The sequence below is a fragment of the Agromyces soli genome, from assembly GCF_022811605.1.
Classification (GTDB): Bacteria; Actinomycetota; Actinomycetes; order Actinomycetales; family Microbacteriaceae; genus Agromyces; species Agromyces soli.
The window spans coordinates 973,478-990,977 of record NZ_CP094533.1; the positions used below are offsets into that span (position 1 = coordinate 973,478).

General features: G+C 68.1%; 13 protein-coding genes and 1 pseudogene. 8 read left to right on the plus strand and 6 right to left on the minus strand.

The window, feature by feature from the left end; all coding sequences use genetic code 11:
- Window positions 1-24: 24 nt before the first annotated feature.
- From gyrA to dnaA, 6 genes are all read right to left on the minus strand, one after another.
- The gene (gene gyrA, locus MTP13_RS04635) at window positions 25-2,613 is read right to left on the minus strand and encodes a DNA gyrase subunit A (protein ID WP_243569934.1); all 2,589 of its coding nucleotides are present in this window, start codon (window positions 2,611-2,613) and stop codon (window positions 25-27) included.
- 55 nt (window positions 2,614-2,668) lie between these two features.
- Complete coding sequence (gyrB, locus tag MTP13_RS04640; RefSeq protein ID WP_243569935.1) at window positions 2,669-4,687, minus strand: DNA topoisomerase (ATP-hydrolyzing) subunit B; 2,019 nt, start codon at window positions 4,685-4,687, stop codon at window positions 2,669-2,671.
- 123 nt (window positions 4,688-4,810) lie between these two features.
- Window positions 4,811-5,296 carry a DciA family protein gene (locus tag MTP13_RS04645; RefSeq protein WP_243569936.1) on the minus strand — a complete coding sequence of 162 codons (486 nt, stop codon included), beginning with the start codon at window positions 5,294-5,296 and terminating at the stop codon, window positions 4,811-4,813.
- Window positions 5,293-6,558 (minus strand): DNA replication/repair protein RecF, encoded by a 1,266-nt coding sequence (gene recF / locus MTP13_RS04650; protein ID WP_243569937.1) that lies wholly within the window; start codon window positions 6,556-6,558, stop codon window positions 5,293-5,295. Before recF ends, MTP13_RS04645 begins: the two co-directional genes overlap by 4 nt.
- Before the next feature lie 64 nt (window positions 6,559-6,622).
- Window positions 6,623-7,774, minus strand: coding sequence for a DNA polymerase III subunit beta (gene dnaN / locus MTP13_RS04655; protein ID WP_243569938.1), 1,152 nt, complete (start codon window positions 7,772-7,774; stop codon window positions 6,623-6,625).
- Between the two features lie 442 nt (window positions 7,775-8,216).
- Window positions 8,217-9,635: a chromosomal replication initiator protein DnaA gene (gene dnaA / locus MTP13_RS04660; protein ID WP_243569939.1), complete on the minus strand. Its 1,419-nt coding sequence runs from the start codon at window positions 9,633-9,635 to the stop codon at window positions 8,217-8,219.
- A 435-nt stretch (window positions 9,636-10,070) separates the two neighbouring features.
- Here dnaA and rpmH point away from each other — a divergent pair, with 435 nt between their 5' ends.
- From rpmH to MTP13_RS04700, 8 genes and pseudogenes are all read left to right on the plus strand, one after another.
- Window positions 10,071-10,208, plus strand: coding sequence for a 50S ribosomal protein L34 (gene rpmH / locus MTP13_RS04665; protein WP_021010601.1), 138 nt, complete (start codon window positions 10,071-10,073; stop codon window positions 10,206-10,208).
- A 59-nt stretch (window positions 10,209-10,267) separates the two neighbouring features.
- Window positions 10,268-10,591 (plus strand): ribonuclease P protein component, encoded by a 324-nt coding sequence (rnpA, locus tag MTP13_RS04670; RefSeq protein WP_243569940.1) that lies wholly within the window; start codon window positions 10,268-10,270, stop codon window positions 10,589-10,591.
- Window position 10,592: 1 nt separating this feature from the next.
- A pseudogene (yidD, locus tag MTP13_RS04675) lies at window positions 10,593-10,883 on the plus strand (membrane protein insertion efficiency factor YidD); the annotation flags it as partial.
- A 207-nt stretch (window positions 10,884-11,090) separates the two neighbouring features.
- Complete coding sequence (yidC, locus tag MTP13_RS04680; RefSeq protein WP_243569941.1) at window positions 11,091-12,062, plus strand: membrane protein insertase YidC; 972 nt, start codon at window positions 11,091-11,093, stop codon at window positions 12,060-12,062.
- A 5-nt stretch (window positions 12,063-12,067) separates the two neighbouring features.
- Window positions 12,068-12,565, plus strand: coding sequence for a Jag family protein (locus tag MTP13_RS04685; RefSeq protein ID WP_243569942.1), 498 nt, complete (start codon window positions 12,068-12,070; stop codon window positions 12,563-12,565).
- A 32-nt stretch (window positions 12,566-12,597) separates the two neighbouring features.
- Window positions 12,598-13,239, plus strand: a complete 642-nt coding sequence (rsmG, locus tag MTP13_RS04690) for a 16S rRNA (guanine(527)-N(7))-methyltransferase RsmG (RefSeq protein ID WP_243569943.1) — start codon at window positions 12,598-12,600, stop codon at window positions 13,237-13,239.
- Window positions 13,240-15,548: 2,309 nt separating this feature from the next.
- A complete protein-coding gene (locus tag MTP13_RS04695) occupies window positions 15,549-16,487 on the plus strand; it encodes a ParA family protein (RefSeq protein ID WP_279399776.1) in 939 nt (312 codons plus the stop codon).
- Window positions 16,487-17,470, plus strand: a complete 984-nt coding sequence (locus tag MTP13_RS04700; protein ID WP_243569944.1) for a ParB/RepB/Spo0J family partition protein — start codon at window positions 16,487-16,489, stop codon at window positions 17,468-17,470. The genes MTP13_RS04695 and MTP13_RS04700 overlap by 1 nt, the downstream gene beginning before the upstream one ends.
- Window positions 17,471-17,500: the final 30 nt, after the last annotated feature.

Genomic DNA, 17,500 nt, shown 5'->3' on the forward strand with positions numbered 1-17,500 from the left:
CGGTGGTGATTCTCCCTTAGGCGGTTACTCGGCGTCCGTCGACTCCACCGACTCTTCGGTTTCCTCGTCGAGGTTCCTCTCTGAATTCTTCGCGATCGCGATGATGCGGTCCTCGTTCGCGAACTTCGCGAACACGACGCCCATCGTATCCCGGCCCTTGGCCGGGACTTCGGCGACATGGGAGCGTACCACCTTGCCACTGGCAAGAACCACAAGGACCTCGTCGCTGCGGGAGACCATGAGGGCGCCGGCGAGATCGCCGCGGTCCTCGGAGAGCTTCGCCACCTTGATGCCGAGCCCGCCGCGGTTCTGCTTGCGGTACTCCTCGATCCGGGTGCGCTTGGCGTAGCCGCCCTCGGTGACCACGAAGACGTACGCGTCGCTCGGGCTGAGCTTCTGCCCCGCGGCATCCTCCGGGGCATCCGCCACGTCGTCGTCATCGGAGGAGGGGACGACGGATGCCGCGAGCAGCGCGTCCCCGTCGCGGAACGACATGCCCTTGACGCCGGACGTCGCCCGGCCCATCGGCCGGAGCGCCTCGTCGGTCGCCTCGAAGCGGAGCGACATGCCCTTCTGCGAGACGAGCAGGATCTCGTCGGTCTCGTTGGCGAGCATCGCGGAGACGAGTTCGTCGCCCTCGCGGAGGTTGATCGCGATGACGCCGCGCGAGCGGTTGGTGTCGTAGGCGGCGAGCTCGGTCTTCTTGACGAGGCCGTCGCGCGTGGCGAGCACCAGGTAGGTGGCCACCTGGTAGTCGCGGATGTCGACGATCTCGGCGATCTGCTCGTCGGGCTGCATCTCGAGCAGGTTCGCGACGTGCTGGCCCTTGGCGTCGCGGCCGGCCTCGAGGATCTCGTACGTCTTCGCCCGGTAGACGCGGCCCATGTTCGTGAAGAACAGCAGCCAGTGGTGCGTCGTCGTGACGAAGAAGTGGTCGACCACGTCGTCGGCGCGGAGCTGCGCGCCCTTCACGCCCTTGCCGCCGCGGTGCTGCGAGCGGTAGTTGTCGCTGCGGGTGCGCTTGATGTAGCCGCCGCGCGTGACGGTGACGACCATCTCCTCTTCGGGGATCAGGTCTTCGACCGACATGTCGCCGTCGAAACCCGGCATGATGTGCGTGCGCCGGTCGTCGCCGAACTTCGCGACGATCTCGGTGAGCTCCTCGGAGATGATGGTGCGCTGGCGCCCCTCGTCGGCGAGGATCGCGAGGTACTCGGCGATCTCGAGCTCGAGCTGCGCGAGGCGGTCGATGATCTTCTGCCGCTCGAGGGCCGCGAGGCGGCGCAGCTGCATGGTGAGGATCGCGTCGGCCTGCAGCTGGTCGACCCCGAGCAGGTTCATCAGGCCGGTGCGGGCCTCGTCGACGTCGGGCGAGCGGCGGATGAGCGCGATGACCTCGTCGAGCGCGTCGAGCGCCTTCACGTAGCCGCGCTGGATGTGCGCGTCGGCCTCGGCCTTCTTCAGGCGGAAGCTCGTGCGGCGCACGATCACGTCGATCTGGTGCGCGATCCAGTGCGTGATGAAGCCGTCGATCGAGAGCGTGCGCGGCACGCCGTCGACGATCGCGAGCATGTTCGCGCCGAAGTTCTCCTGCAGCTGGGTGTGCTTGTAGAGGTTGTTCAGCACGACCTTCGCGACCGCGTCGCGCTTCAGCACGAGCACGAGCCGCTGGCCGGTGCGGCCGGAGGTCTCGTCGCGGATGTCGGCGATGCCGGCGAGCTTGCCGTCCTTGACGAGCTCGGCGATCTTCACCGCGAGGTTGTCGGGGTTCACCTGGTACGGCAGCTCGGTGACGACGAGGCAGGTGCGACCCTGGATCTCCTCGACGCTGACGACCGCGCGCATCGTGATCGAGCCGCGACCCGTGCGGTAGGCGTCGTGGATGCCCTTGACGCCCAGGATCTGCGCGCCGGTCGGGAAGTCCGGTCCCTTGATGCGCTCCATGAGCGCCTGCTGCAGCTCTTCGTGCGAGGCATCCGGGTGCTCGAGCGCCCAGAGCGCGCCCTCGGAGACCTCGCGCAGGTTGTGCGGCGGGATGTTCGTGGCCATGCCGACCGCGATGCCGACCGAGCCGTTGACGAGCAGGTTCGGGAATCGCGCCGGGAGCACCGTGGGCTCCTGGGTGCGACCGTCGTAGTTGTCCTGGAAGTCGACGGTCTCTTCCTCGATGTCGCGCACCATCTCGAGGGCGAGCGGCGACATCTTGGTCTCGGTGTACCGGTGGGCGGCAGCGCCGTCGTTGCCGGGAGAGCCGAAGTTGCCCTGGCCGAGGGCGAGCGGGTAGCGCAGCGACCACGGCTGCACGAGGCGCACGAGCGCGTCGTAGACCGAGCTGTCGCCGTGCGGGTGGAACTGGCCCATGACGTCGCCGATGACGCGCGTGCACTTCGAGAACGCGCGGTCGGGGCGGTAGCCGCCGTCGTACATCGTGTAGATGACGCGGCGGTGCACCGGCTTCAGGCCGTCGCGGACGTCGGGCAGCGCGCGCCCGACGATCACGCTCATCGCGTAGTCGAGGTACGAGCGCTGCATCTCCAGCTGCAGATCGACCTGGTCGATCTTGCCGTGGTTGTGCTCGCCGTCTGCGGCTTCGGTGCTGAATTCGTCAGTCATGTCTTCTCGTCGATTCGAACTGCTCGCGGATCGCGCGCCGGGTCACGGTGCGCGCTCAGATGTCGAGGAAGCGGACGTCCTTCGCGTTCTTCTGGATGAAGGAGCGACGGCTCTCGACGTCGTCGCCCATCAGCGTCGAGAAGATCTCGTCGGCGGCCGCGGCGTCCTCCATCGTGACCTGCAGCAGCGTGCGGGTCTCGGGGTTCATGGTGGTGTCCCACAGCTCCTGGTGGTTCATCTCGCCGAGACCCTTGTAGCGCTGGACGCCGTTCTCCTTCTGGAGGCGCTTGCCCGCGGCCTGGCCGGCGGCGAGCAGCGCGTCGCGCTCGCGGTCGGAGTACACGTACTCGTGCTCGGAGTTGGTCCACTTCAGGCGGTACAGCGGCGGCTGCGCCAGGAACACGTAGCCCATCTCGATGAGCGGACGCATGAAGCGGAACAGCAGCGTGAGCAGCAGCGTGGTGATGTGCTGGCCGTCGACGTCGGCGTCGGCCATGAGCACGATCTTGTGGTACCTGGCCTTCTCGGGGTTGAAGTCCTCGCCGATGCCCGTGCCGAAGGCGGTGATCATCGCCTGGATCTCGGCGTTGCCGAGGGCGCGGTCGAGGCGCGCCTTCTCGACGTTCAGGATCTTGCCGCGCAGCGGCAGGATGGCCTGGGTCGCCGGGTCGCGGCCGGTCTTCGCCGAGCCGCCGGCCGAGTCTCCCTCGACGAGGAAGATCTCGGAGATCGTCGGGTCCTTCGAAGTGCAGTCGCTCAGCTTGCCGGGCATGCCGCTGGTCTCGAGGAAGCCCTTGCGCCGCGTCGCCTCGCGGGCCTTTCGGGCCGCGATGCGGGCGGTCGCCGCCTGGATGGCCTTGCGGATGATGTCGCGGGCCTGGTTCGGATTGCGCTCGAACCAGTCGCCGAGCTGGTCGCCGACGATGCGCTGCACGAACGACTTCGCCTCGGTGTTGCCCAGCTTCGTCTTGGTCTGGCCCTCGAACTGCGGCTCGGAGAGCTTCACCGAGATGACCGCGGTGAGGCCCTCGCGCACGTCGTCGCCGGAGAGGTTGTCGTCCTTCTCCTTGAGCAGGCCCTTCTCGCGGGCGTAGCGGTTGACGAGCGTCGTCAGCGCCGCGCGGAAGCCCTCTTCGTGCGTGCCGCCCTCGTGGGTGTTGATCGTGTTCGCGTAGGTGTGCACCGACTCGGTGTACGCCGTCGTCCACTGCATCGCGACCTCGAGTGCGATCTTGCGCTCGGTGTCCTCGGACTCGAAGGAGATGATCTCTTCGTTCACGAGCTCGGCGCGCTTCGACTTGTTGAGGTACTCGACGTAGTCGCTGAGGCCGCGCTCGTAGAGGAAGGTGTCGCTGCGCGGCACGAAGGCCTCGGGGTCGGCGTCCGCATCGACGTCGGCCGGGTCGACCGGCACGCCGCCGTTGGGCCGCAGGTCGGTGAGCGTGATGCTGAGGCCCTTGTTGAGGAAGGCCATCTGCTGGAACCGGGTGCGGAGCGTCTCGTAGTCGAAGACGACCGTCTCGAAGATGTCGGGGCTCGGCCAGAACGTGATCGTGGTGCCGGTCTCGTCGCTCGCCTCGTCCTGCGAGAGCGGGGCCTCGGGCACACCGATGTTGAAGGCCTGGCGCCAGACGTTGCCCTCGCGCTTGACCTCGACCTCGAGGCGCGTCGACAACGCGTTCACGACGGAGGAGCCGACGCCGTGGAGGCCGCCGGACACGGCGTAGCCGCCGCCGCCGAACTTGCCGCCGGCGTGCAGCACGGTGAGCACGACCTCGACCGTCGACTTGCCTTCGGTCTTGTGCATGCCGACGGGGATGCCGCGGCCGTTGTCGATCACCCGGACCGCGCCGTCCTCGAGGATCGTCACGTCGATCGCCGTGGCGTAGCCCGCGAGCGCCTCGTCGACGGAGTTGTCGACGATCTCGTACACGAGGTGGTGCAGGCCGCGCGGACCCGTCGAGCCGATGTACATGCCGGGACGCTTGCGGACCGCTTCGAGGCCCTCGAGTACCTGGATGTCGTCGGCGCCGTATTCGGACGCGCCCTGGGCCTTCGTCGGTTCCGCTGTCATGGGTGAATCGAGGCTCCGCTCTGTCGTTGTGGCGACTCTCGATCCTATCAAATCGCCCGCCTCAAAAGGCCGGAAACGCCGATCTGAGGCAATGAACGGGGCAGGTTGACCGAATTTGTCGTCTCAGCCGTAGGTGTCGCGCGGACCGCGGCCTGGAACCGATCTGGGACCGCGTTTCCAGGTGGGGGCGTCCGGCCCCTGGAACCGGATCGATTCCACCCCGGCGCCGGGGTGCACCTCGGCGATGCGCGCGAGCAGCTGCTGGCGCATCAGCCGCAGCTGCGTGGCCCAGGCCGTGGAATCGCAGCGCACCTGCAGCGTGCCGCCCTCGATCGCGATCGGCTCGGAGTGCTGCGCCGTCTCCTCACCGGCGATGTCGCGCCAGGTGGTCAGCAGGTCGGCCTGCGAGAGCGGACCGCTCCAGCCGAGCTGCGAGGAGAGCTGATCGATCGCCGTGCCGAGGGGGCGGGGGTCGCGACCAGGGGTGAACGGCTCGCTGCCGGAGGTCTCGCGGGTGCGGCGCGCGCGGCCGGGACGGTACCGCGTCTCGCCGCCGAAGATCTCGCGGAAGTGCTGGTAGACCCGGATGGCCTCGGAGGCGTCGCTCATGCCTTCGCCTCTTCTTCGTCAGCGGCGGGGACGGGAACGGCTGCCGGCGCGTTCGCCGGCGCGTCGACGATGCGGCCCGCGTCGATGTGCACGATCGTCGCGGTGAGCGGCTCGGGCACGTCTTCGAGCACCGCCGCGGTGACGAGCACCTGCTCGTAGCCGCCGATCGCCGCGGCCAGTCGTTCCCGCCGCAGGCGGTCGAGTTCGGCGAAGACGTCGTCGAGCACGAGCACCGGGTCGCCGGTGGCCGAGTCGCGGCGCAGCAGCTCGGCGGCGGCGAGCCGGAGCGCGAGGGCGAACGACCAGGACTCGCCATGACTCGCGTAGCCCTTGGCCGGCAGGCCGTTGAGCAGCAGCAGCACGTCGTCGCGATGCGGGCCGGCGAGCGTCACGCCGCGCTCGAGCTCCTTGCGGCGGAGCCCGCGGAGCGCGGCGGCGAAGCGGTCGGCGGTGGGCACCGCGGGAGAAGTCGCGGCGGAGCCCACGGCGGATGCCTCGGCCGAGGCATCCGCGCCGTCGCCCCGCGGTGCCGGGCGCGGCTCGTCGTCGTCATCGGCGACCGCGCCGTCGATGGAGAGCACCGGCTGCAGCGAGGGCCCGTGGTCGGCGTCGACGATCGAGTGGTACGCGGCCGCGAGCGGCTCGGCGAGTTCAGCGACGAGTGCGAGCCGCTGGTCGATGAGCTCGGCGCCCAGGGCGACGAGCCGCTCGTCCCAGATGTCGAGCGTGGTGAGCTTGTCGGCCCCCAGCCCCCGCGCGCGGGCGCTCTTGAGCAGGGTGTTGCGCTGCCGGAGCACCCGGTCGTAGTCGCTCATGACGCCCGCGAGCCGGGGCGAGCGCTGCACGAGCAGTTCGTCGAGCATGCGCCGGCGCACGCCGGGCTCGCCGCGCACGATGGCGAGGTCCTCGGGCGCGAACAGCACGGTGTGCGCGTAGCGCGGCAGCTCGCGGGTCTTGACCGGCGAGCGGTTGAGCTGCGCGCGGTTCGCGCCCTGCCGGTTGAGCTGCAGCTCGAGGAGGAGCTGTCGGTCGCCGTGCACGAGGAGGGCCCGGACGATGGCCGACTCGGCCCCGGCCCGGACCAGCGCCTGGTCGCCGGAGACCCGGTGCGAGCCGAGGGTCGCGAGGTAGCCGATCGACTCGACGAGGTTGGTCTTGCCCTGGCCGTTGCGGCCCACGAGCACGGTGGCCCCCGGCCCGAGCTCGAGCTCGGCGCGCTCGTAGTTGCGGAAGTCGGTGAGGGAGAGGCGGGCGACGTGCACCGGCACCACTCCTCTCGCTCGACCTCCGTCTACGGTACCCGCGACCGCCGACAGCGGCGCGGGATCAGCGCAGCAGCAGGTTCGGCTGCAGCAGGTACCGGTAGCTGTCGCTGCCGGCCTGCTCGCGCGAGGTCTGGCTGGTGATGAGCACGGGCCCCGGCTTGTTCGGGTTCTCGGTCTTCGTGAACGAGACGCGCACGAACTCGGAGTGCACCGCGCCGAGGCCGTCGAGGAGGAACTGCGGCTTCAGCGACACGACGGTCTCGTCACCGGTGAGGATGGCGTCGATCGACTCGGAGGCCTGGGCCTGCTCGCTGCCGATCGCCTCGAGGGTGAGCCCGTCGGGCGTGAACGAGTAGCGGAGGGCGGCCTCGCGCTCGAGCACGAGGGCGACACGGCGGGTCGCCTCGATGAGCTCGGCGGTGTTCACCACGGCGTAGTTGTCGACGACCTCCGGGAAGAGCCGGCGCACGGGCGGGAAGTTGCCCTTGATGAGCAGGCTCGTGACGGTCTTCCTGTCGGCGCTGAAGGCGATGAGCTCGCGGTCGTCGCGGCTCGTGATCGAGACCGAGATCGTGCCGGAGTGGCCGAAGGTCTTGCCGACCTCCTGCAGGGTGCGGGCCGGGACGAGCGCGGTGAGCGCCTCCTCGGCGGTGGCGACGGAGCCGCCGTCCCAGTCGATCTCGCGCACGGCGACGCGGTAGCGGTCCGTCGCGACGAGGCCGAGGCTGTTCTCGCGGACTTCGAGCTGCACGCCCGTGATGACCGGGGTGACGTCGTCGCGGGAGGCGGCGACGGCGACCTGCGCGACGGCGGCCGCGAACTCCTCGGCGGGGACGACGCCGGACTGGTCGCCGATCTCCGGGATGGAGGGGTACTCCTCGACCGGCATCGACAGCAGCGTGAAGCTCGCCGAGCCGCAGCTGACCTGGATGCGGTTCTCTTCGGTGGCGATGCGCACCGGGGCGTTCGGCAGCCGGCCGGCGATCTCGGCGAGGAGACGGCCGGAGACGAGCACGGTGCCCGGCTGCTCGACGTCGGCCTGGATCTCGGTCTGGCTGGAGACCTCGTAATCGAAGGAGGAGAGGACGAGCCCGTCTTCGTTCGCCTGGATCAGGACGCCGGAGAGGATGGGCAGCGTCGTCCGCTGCGGGAGCAGCTTGACCGCGAACGACACGGCCTCGCTGAAGACGTCGCGGTTGACCTGGAACTTCACGGCTCTCCTGTCGTCATGGCGCGTGCTCCGCACGACCGTGCCCTCCCGCGTCGGTGGACGCGGGTTCCCATGCTATCGAGCGACCTTCGAGGCATCCACACCGTCAGGTTGTCGAATGCCCGTCGATGAACACTTAAGTCTCTTAACGGTGTTAACCGCTGTGGAAACTGTGGATGGTGTTCGGAGATCCGCGGAGTGATGCCGATCGGAGCCCATTCGATCTGTGCACACCGTGTGGGAATCGCCGAGGGGACACTGAACGGCGTGCAGGGACGAATTCGGGTTGTGCACAGGGCGAGCTCGCGTCTCAACAGCTGGGAGCCGGTTGCTCGTTAACAATCCACAGGCTTTCCACAATTGTGGGGAACGCCCCGAACGGCCCGCAGAACGGCGCCTGCGGGCGCCGCGAGGCATCCCTCGAACCCCTCGCGACGACCGGAACTCAGCGGTAGCGCGCGGTCTGCTTGATGCGGGCGGTGAGCTCGGTGACCTGGTTGTAGATCGAGCGGCGCTCCTTCATGAGCTCCGAGATCTTCTTGTTCGCGTACATCACGGTCGTGTGGTCGCGGTTGCCGAACAGCTGCCCGATCTTCGGCAGCGACAGGCTCGTCAGCTCGCGGCAGAGGTACATCGCGATCTGCCGGGCCGTGGCGACGGCCTGCGAACGGCTCGAGCCGTAGAGGTCGTCGACGGTGAGCTTGAAGTAGTCCGCCGTCGCCGTGATGATATCGACCGGCGCGATCACGTTGTCGGAGTCGTCGGTGATGAGGTCCTTCAGCACCGTCTGCACGAGCGGCATGTCGACCGGCGTGCGGTTCAGGCTCGCGAACGCCGTGACGCGGATCAGGGTGCCCTCGAGCTCGCGGATGTTGCTCGAGACCTTCGACGCCATGTACTCGAGGATGTCGTCGGGCACCTGCAGCCGCTCGGACTGCGCCTTCTTGCGGAGGATCGCGATGCGGGTCTCGAGGTCGGGCGCCTGCACGTCGGTGATGAGGCCCCACTCGAAGCGGCTGCGCATGCGGTCCTCGAAGCCGGTGAGGTGCTTCGGCGGCACGTCGCTCGTGATCACGACCTGCTTGTTGTGGTCGTGCAGCGTGTTGAAGGTGTGGAAGAACGCCTCCTGCGTCTCCGCCTTGCCCTGCAGGAACTGGATGTCGTCGATCAGCAGGATGTCGATGTTGCGGTAGCGCTGCTGGAACAGCGAGCCGCGGTTGTTCGCGATCGAGTTGATGAAGTCGTTCGTGAACTCCTCGCTCGACACGTAGCGCACGCGGATGCCGGGATAGAGGCTCATCGCGTAGTGGCCGATGGCGTGCAGGAGGTGCGTCTTGCCGAGACCGGAGTCGCCGTAGATGAAGAGCGGGTTGTAGGCCTTGGCCGGCGCCTCGGCCACGGCGACGGCGGCCGCGTGCGCGAAGCGGTTCGACTGGCCGATGACGAAGCTGTCGAAGGAGTACTTCGGGTTCAGCCGCGAGTCGCGCGGGCGGTCCTGCGGGGAGCTCTCGAAGACGGCTGGCGGGGCGGCGTGCAGTTCGACGGGCTCCGCGTACTCGTCGCCCGCCCCCTGCGGCTCGGCCGGGCGGATCTCCTCGAGCTCGGGGTTCACGACGACGTAGAAGGAGGTCACCGCGGACGGCACGTCGAGCTCCGACATCGCGGCGAGCAGGGGCACCCGCATCCGCTGGTTGAGCATGCTCGCCGTGAACTCGTTCGGCACCTCGAGATAGAAGGTGCCGGCCGCGATGCCCTTCGGCTCGACGAGGTTGAGGAAGCCCTGCAGCATGGGGGTGATCGCGTCGTCGTGCGAGAGTCGCTCGAGCACCGTCGCCCACGTCTCGGAAATGGGCTGTTCCGTCATTGCTCCCCGCAATCTGCCGCGCTCGGCTGTGCGCCGTCGATCGAACGCATTCTCCGGTCCCCCTCCGGAGCGCGAAACGGCGCCAGGCGAATTGTTCACAATGTTGTCCACCGCCTGTGAGCAGATCGGCCGGAAACCCGATGATTCCGCGTTCGAGGCTGGGGATAACTGGTGACTCACGCTAGCGAATGGATGTGCCGCCGACAAATGCCGCGAGCGGGATTCGACGCGCCTGGCGTGTCGATCCACAGCGCTCGCGCAGGATGGCGGGATACTGTGTGGTTCGATCGCCGAAGGTCTCGGTCGTGGTCGGTTTGACCCCAGCGCGCCCAGGCCGTAGTTTTAATAGGTTGACCGCCGCCCTTTGGGCACCCAGTTTTCCCGTAGACGCACCGTTGACGCGTCGCGAGGAGAGTCCGACAGCCGGAGAGAAGAATGAGCAAGCGTACCTTCCAGCCCAACAACCGTCGTCGTGCCAAGAAGCACGGCTTCCGTCTGCGCATGCGCACCCGTGCCGGCCGTGCCATCCTGGCCGCTCGTCGTCGCAAGGGCCGCACCGAGCTCTCCGCGTAGTTCTTCCGGTGCTCGCCAAAGCCAATCGCCTCACGAGCGCCGATGACTATCGAGTCGTCGTGCGCCGTGGAGCGAAGGCGGTCGGCCCCCACACCGTGAGCTATCTGCGCACCGGTGAGCCGGGATCGACCGCACGCTTCGGCTTCATCGTCTCGAAGAAGGTCGGCACCGCCGTGCGACGCAATCTCGTGAGACGCCGCCTCAAGGCTGCGTGCTCCGAGCTCGTCGCCAGCGGTGCCGTCGGCGTAGACATGGTGGTGCGAGCACTCCCGACCGCGGCCGACGCCGACTGGGCGTCGTTGCGCGCGGAGGTCTTCTCGGCCTTCGAGCGCCGAGGCCACCGCGTCGCCGCCCAGGCATCCGCTTCCTCCCGAGACGTGTGACATGCGAAACCTTGCGCGATTCGTGCTGCTGCTCCCCCGCAACGCCGGGGTCCTGCTGCTCCGCGGCTACCGCGCGCTGATCTCACCGCTCTACGGCGACGTCTGCCGCTACTACCCCTCCTGCTCGGCCTATGGTCTCGGTTCGGTGCAGCAGCGCGGGCTGATCGTCGGCTCGGCCCTGACCGCGTGGCGCATTCTCCGGTGCAACCCGTGGGCGGCCGGCGGCATCGACGACGTGCGCGCGGCTCGACACGACCGGGATCGCATCACCCGCTTCGGCTGGGTGGTTCCCGCCGGCATGTTCCCCAAGGCTGAGGCTGCAGCGGAAGCCGCGCGCGAGGCCCACCTGCTCGAGCACCTCCGCGTCGACGAGGCCGCGGCGGTTCGCGCGGCGGCGTCCGCCGCTCCAGTTCTCCGCACTGCCCTCCGCACGTCTGCGCCGCTCGGCGCGCCCGTGCTCGCGACCTCCTCCCCCATCCCGTCCCGGAAGGACTGATCCTTGGATCTCATCGGCACGCTCCTATGGCCCATCAAGTGGGCCATCGAGCTGATTCTCGTGGCGTTCCACTGGCTGTGGACCGCCATCGGCATGGACCCCGACGCCGGGGTCACCTGGGTGCTGTCGATCGTCGGCCTGGTCATCGTCGTCCGCGCCGCGCTCATCCCGATCTTCGTCAAGCAGATCAAGAGCCAGCGCCGCATGCTCGAGGTGGCGCCGCAGCTCAAGAAGATCCAGGACAAGTACAAGGGCAAGAAGGACCAGTTCTCGCGCGAGGCCATGTCGCGCGAGACCATGGATCTCTACAAGCGCACCGGTACGAACCCGCTGTCGTCCTGCCTCCCCCTCCTGCTGCAGATGCCGATCTTCTTCGGCCTGTTCTCGGTGCTGAACGACGCGCAGCACGACAAGGCCGGTGTCGGCCTCTTCACGCAGCAGCTCGCGAATTCCTTCGCGAACGCCGAGTTCTTCGGGGCTCCCCTCAAGTCGACGTTCATCGGCGAGTGGAACCACATGACGGCCGGCCAGCCGTTCAGCCTCTCGGTGATGCTCATCGCGCTCACGATGATCGTGCTGATGACCGCGTCGCAGTTCATCACGCAGCTGCAGATCGTCTCGAAGAACATGTCGCCGGAGACCAAGGCGAGCCCGATGTTCCGTCAGCAGCGCATCCTGCTGTACCTGCTCCCCCTCGTGTTCGCCTTCTCGGGTGTGGCCTTCCCCCTCGGCGTCATGTTCTACTGGCTCGTCTCGAACTTCTGGACCATGGGCCAGCAGTTCGTCGTCATCCGCAACATGCCCACCCCCGGCAGCGAGGCGGCGAAGGCCCGCGAGGCGCGCCTCGCCAAGAAGGGCAAGCTCGTCGCCCCCGACTCCCCCGCGGCTGAGGCTGAGGAGCCGGCGAAGCCGAAGACCACGCAGCGCCAGCAGCCCATCAACAAGTCGCGCGCGAAGAAGCAGAGCGGAAAGTGACCGACATGACCGACGTGAAGCAGGACACCGAGGAGCGCACCCTCTCGCAGATCGAGGAAGAGGGCGACATCGCGGCCGACTACATCGAGGAGCTCCTCGACATCTGCGATCTCGATGGCGACATCGACATCGACGCTCGGAACGGCCGGGCGTACGTCTCGGTCAACGCCGGCGATGACGCGAACCTCGAGCTGCTGTCGAAGCCCGACACGGTCAACGCGCTGCAGGAGCTCACCCGGCTCGCCGTGCAGAGCCGCACCGGCGCGTTCTCCCGCTTGATCCTCGACATCGGCGGCTCGCGCGACGCGCGACGCACGGAGCTCGCGAGCCTGGTGGCTCGTGCCGCCGAGCGCATCGACGGCGGTGCGGCTGAGGCGGCGCTGCCCCCGATGTCGTCGTACGAGCGCAAGCTGGTCCACGACCTCGTGGCTGAGCGTGGACTGCACTCGGCATCGCGCGGCGAAGGTGCCGACCGGCACACGGTCATCACGCGCGTCGGCTGATCGCCGCCGTGGCGGATGTTTCACGTGAAACGATGACCGAGAACCTCGAACCCGAGCCGGCGTTCGCAGCCGAACTGTTCGGCGACACGCTGCCCAAGGCGCGCGCCTTTACCGCGGCGTTGGCGAAGCATGGCGAGGAACTCGGACTGATCGGGCCGCTCGAGCTGCCGCGCCTGTGGACCCGGCACATCATCAACAGCGGACTCGTCGCCCCCCTGCTGCGGCCCGGCCACGTCGGCGACGTCGGCTCGGGAGCCGGACTGCCGGGGCTTGTGCTCGCGATCGCGCGACCCGACGTCTCGTTCACGCTCATCGAGCCGATGGAGCGACGTGTGGCGTGGCTCGAGCAGCAGGCTGCCGAGCTCGAGCTGTCGAACGTCGCCGTGATGCGGGCGCGAGCCGAAGAAGCGAAGCTGAAGGGTGCGCTCGACCAGGTGACTGCGCGGGCCGTGAGCGCACTGCGCACGCTGATCCCGATCACCGCTCCCCTACTCAAGCCGGGCGGAGAGCTCGTGCTGATGAAGGGCGCGAGTGTCGAGCAGGAGATCTCGGGCGCGGAGAAGGCGATGCGCAAGTTCCGCCTGTGCGACCCGGAGGTCATCGTGCTCGGCGAGGGCAAGGTCGATGAGCGCGAAGTGACGCGCGTGTTCCGAGCGACCGTCGCCGAAGGCTGAGTCGCGCGCGGCTGGGGTCGGCTGGGCCTGGGCCTGCGGCTCGTCGGTCGTCGTTCGTCGGTCGTCGTTCGTCGTTCGTCGGTCGTCGGTCGTCGTTCGTCGGTCGTCGATCGTCGTTCGTCGGTCGCCGTCTGCGGCTCGCGGCTGGTCTGCGGGTCGCGTTGTGGTTCCTGAGTCCTCTTGCGAGGCGGGTCTCGAAGGTTCGGGGCGCTCCCCTGGCCCGCCCACGTCATTGCGCCCGCACCGATTCAAGGCTGCGAGCCGCGCTCGGCTCATCTGCATGACTGTGTGCCGCTGCGCGAGCGCTGGCGGGTGGTGGCGCGGGCCCTGGCGACCCTGCTTGTGCACCCCGATGTTTCACGTGAAACGGTGGGCCGCCCCGACTTGCTCACTCAGCGTGCGCGCCCCTGCGATCATGAACGATTGGCGCGGGCTGGATCCCTGTTTGGTTCGGTCCCCGTCGAGTTCGCGCCGGGCGGACTGTGGGGCGACGGGCAGCGCCGTCGTTGCCGCTGCTCGCCCCGATGTTTCATGTGAAACGGCTGGCCCGACTATGCCTGTAGGTACTCATCCACTTGAGCCTGGGTTGGGCCGGCGGGTGCGGGCGAACTCTGCTTGGCGAAGAGACCGCTCCCGCGAATCTCCGCATGCGACACCGTGTACTCATCACATCTCCCCCGAGCCCTTCCTACTCCTCGGTCGCGACCGCCTCGCGGGGTCGGCCCGCGGCGCACGTCTCCGACCGGCAATACTCTCCGGACGCTCCGGCGTCGTTGCGTGCGCGCGCCCGTGCCCATCTGTGATGTTTCACGTGAAACGTTGCGAGGCGCGGTATCCGGGTGCGGGCGGGTTGCTCCTGCGTCGGTGCTGCAGCGGGGCCGCCGCTCGCCAGGTGCGTCGGTAACGGCGAGCACAAGCACGCCACACTCAGTCCGTGCGGGTGGAGGCTGGCTAACCGTTCGCTTCCACAACCAGGATTCGATGTGATGGCGGCCTCCCCTGCCGAGGCGCGAGGGGCGCGGGGGCCGAGTAGTACGTCCGCCCGGCGGATCGTCCTCCGCGGTCCACGTATCGACTCGCGAGCTCGGCGTCCCGCCCCGAATGAGAGACACGAGGGCCGGATCCAGGAGCCAGCCAATGTCGCCGGGCGCAGCGCCCCTTGCTTGGAGGCAGCGGCCGACGGGACTTCCGCTCGAATGTTTCACGTGAAACATGGCCCCGCGCGGCGTTACCTCCCCTCCACAGCTCGCTCGGACCGCATTGTCCTCACAGATTTGCGCCCCCTGCGTAGCTGCTGCTGGTGCTGACGGTTAGGCTTGAGAGAGCCACTCGCGAGACGCCTCTCGCGCAATTGCGTGGCTTTCTGATCGAGGTTTCGGGAGTCTCATCACATGGCACAGAGCGGGGGTCGCGGGTGGTTCCGCCGTCGTACCCACGCCGATGACGTGCATGATGCGGGTCTCGACCCGGCTCAGTCCACTGGGGACCAAGCGGTGAGTCCTCCGGCCGGTCTCGATACGGGCGGCGCACCGACGCCGACGGCGGGCGATGTGGCTGAGCAGCGCCCGTCGCCCCCCAGCGCAACGCCATCCGCGATGCACCCGGGCGACGATGCATTGCGGCCCGCGAAGGACATCCCGTCCACCACTACCCCTCCGCGACCGGCCCGTGTGGATTGGGATGCGGCGACTGCGGCCGCGTTGGCCGACGACACCGCGATTTCACCGGACGCGCATCAGGCGGCACCATCGGCAGACCCGCTCCTCGAAGAGATCATCCGGGAGATCGTGGGGGATGCCGCAGTCGATACGGTCGAGTCTCTGCAGCCACGCACGGCAGAGTTCAGTGCCGAGTCGCCCACGGCCGGATCGCGTACTGAAGGCGTTGGACGGTCGAATGGGACTGATGCGTCTGCTGCTCGCGTGAATCAGGCCCAGGGTGAGGATCTGCCCACCAACTCCGCTCCCCCAGCCGCGGGAAGCGCCAGTCTTGCTGCGGCTCCTCCCGTAGCTGACGAGTCCCCCGCGAGTCCTGAAGACTCGGGCCAGGTCGATACTCTCGGCGGTGTCGACTCCGACGGCAGCGCACCGCATTCGCCGTCCACGAACACCGAACAGCTCCGTCTCGCGATCTCGGGGGCGCTCGACCGCAGTCTCGGGCCCGCGCCGGTGCCGGACACTTCGGCGACGGCGACCCCGTCCGCCCCAGCGGAGCCCGATGGCACCGCCGAGGCGGAGCGCCGTGCCGCGAGTGCGGTCCAGGAATCACCGGTCGGCCCCGAATCCGCCGGCAAGCCGGCCGCCGACCTCATCACCACACCTGATGTTTCACGTGAAACGTCGATCATCTCTGGAGGAACTCCCCTGGCTGACGCATTGGCCGACGAAACCCGCCGTCGGATCGCACTCGAAGAGGCGGTTCTCCCCCTCCCCCCGACGACTCGGGTGCTCACCATCTCGAATCAAAAGGGCGGGGTGGGCAAGACGACGACCGCCGTCAACCTCGCCGCAGCGCTCGCGCGTTCCGGCGCGAAGGTGCTCGTGATCGACCTGGACCCGCAGGGCAACGCTTCGACGGCACTCGGTGTGGATCACCGCTCCGAAGAACGCAGCGTCTACGAGGTGCTGGTGTCGGATCTTGCGCTCAGCGAGGTCATCCGGCCCTCGACCGAGCACGAGATGCTCGACTGCGTCCCGGCGACGATCCATCTCGCGGGCGCGGAGATCGAGCTGGTTTCGCTCGTCGCACGTGAGCAGCGCCTGCGCCGCGCACTCGACACCCACCTCTCGTCGATGGAGCGGCCCTACGACTACGTCTTCATCGACTGCCCGCCGTCGCTGGGTCTACTCACCATCAACGCCTTCGTCGCTGCCCGCGAGGTGCTGATCCCGATCCAGTGCGAGTACTACGCCCTCGAGGGGCTCTCCCAGTTGCTGAGCAACATCGAGCTGATCGAGAAGCACCTGAATCCGGAGCTGCGGCTCTCCACGATCCTGCTCACCATGTACGACTCGCGCACCAATCTCGCGCAGCAGGTCGCGCAAGAGGTGCGCAACCACTTCCCCACCCAGACTCTGCAGACGATCATCCCCCGATCGGTGCGCGTGTCCGAGGCTCCGAGCTACGGTCAGAGCGTGATCAGCTACGACTTCGGATCCACCGGTTCACTCTCTTATCGTGAGGCCGCGGCGGAGATCGCGAAGCGGGGCGCCGCCAAGGCCGGCGCGCCGAGCAAGGAGCAGCACTGATGGCCAGCAAGCGCACAGGACTCGGTCGTGGAATCGGCGCCCTGATCCCGACGGGCGATGACACTCCCAAGGCCAATCGGCCCGTCGATGTCTTCTTCCCAGACTCGTCCGAGAGCACCACCGCCACCGTGGTTGCCGCCGTCGAGCAGGCCGCCTCTGCGGAAGGGCTGCTGACGGTCCCTGGTGCCCGGCTCGCACGCCTCGACCCCAACACCATCGTTCCGAACGCGAACCAGCCTCGCAGCGTCTTCGACCCCGAAGACCTCGCCGAGCTCGTGCACAGCATCCGCGAGTTCGGGGTGCTGCAGCCGATCGTGGTGCGTCCGCACCCGAGTGAAGCGGGCAAGTACGAGCTCGTCATGGGCGAGCGTCGACTGCGCGCGACGAAGGCGGCCGGTCTTGACACCATTCCCGCGGTCGTCAAGGACACCGCCGATGACGCAATGCTTCGGGATGCGCTGCTCGAGAACCTGCACCGTTCGCAGCTGAATCCCCTCGAAGAGGCATCCGCCTATCAGCAACTCCTCGCCGACTTCTCCATCACGCAGGAAGAGCTCGCCAGCCGCATCGGTCGCTCACGCCCGCAGATCTCGAACACCCTTCGTCTGCTGAAGCTGCCGGAGGCGGTGCAGCTCCGAGTCGCGGCCGGGGTGCTCAGCGCCGGTCACGCTCGTGCGATTCTCGCGATGCCCGACGCCGAGTCGATGCAGAAGCTCGCCGACAAGATCGTCAACGAGGACCTGTCGGTGCGACAGGCCGAAGCCATCGCGGCCTCGGCTCCCAAGCCGAATCGAGTGAAGCCGGCCGCCGGCAAGCGGCAGGAGTTCCTCGACGATCTCGCCGTGCGTCTCGGCGACCGCTTGAACACCCGGGTCAAGATCGCGCTCGGGGCACGAAAGGGCCAGATCAGCATCGATTTCGCGACGGTTCAGGACCTGCGCAGGATCCTTACCGACCTGGGCGAGGAGCTTGAAGGCGTCTGAGATCGAGCGACGCAGAACTTGCGCATCTCG

Excerpts from the sequence above, each read along its gene's own strand:
- rpmH (WP_021010601.1), top strand. The coding sequence starts at position 10,071 with ATGAGCAAGCGTACCTTCCAGCCCAACAACCGTCGTCGTGCCAAGAAG.
- dnaA (WP_243569939.1), bottom strand. The coding sequence starts at position 9,635 with ATGACGGAACAGCCCATTTCCGAGACGTGGGCGACGGTGCTCGAGCGA.
- MTP13_RS04645 (WP_243569936.1), bottom strand. The coding sequence starts at position 5,296 with ATGAGCGACGCCTCCGAGGCCATCCGGGTCTACCAGCACTTCCGCGAG.
- gyrA (WP_243569934.1), bottom strand. The coding sequence starts at position 2,613 with ATGACTGACGAATTCAGCACCGAAGCCGCAGACGGCGAGCACAACCAC.
- MTP13_RS04700 (WP_243569944.1), top strand. The coding sequence starts at position 16,487 with ATGGCCAGCAAGCGCACAGGACTCGGTCGTGGAATCGGCGCCCTGATC.
- MTP13_RS04685 (WP_243569942.1), top strand. The coding sequence starts at position 12,068 with ATGACCGACGTGAAGCAGGACACCGAGGAGCGCACCCTCTCGCAGATC.
- rsmG (WP_243569943.1), top strand. The coding sequence starts at position 12,598 with ATGACCGAGAACCTCGAACCCGAGCCGGCGTTCGCAGCCGAACTGTTC.
- gyrB (WP_243569935.1), bottom strand. The coding sequence starts at position 4,687 with ATGACAGCGGAACCGACGAAGGCCCAGGGCGCGTCCGAATACGGCGCC.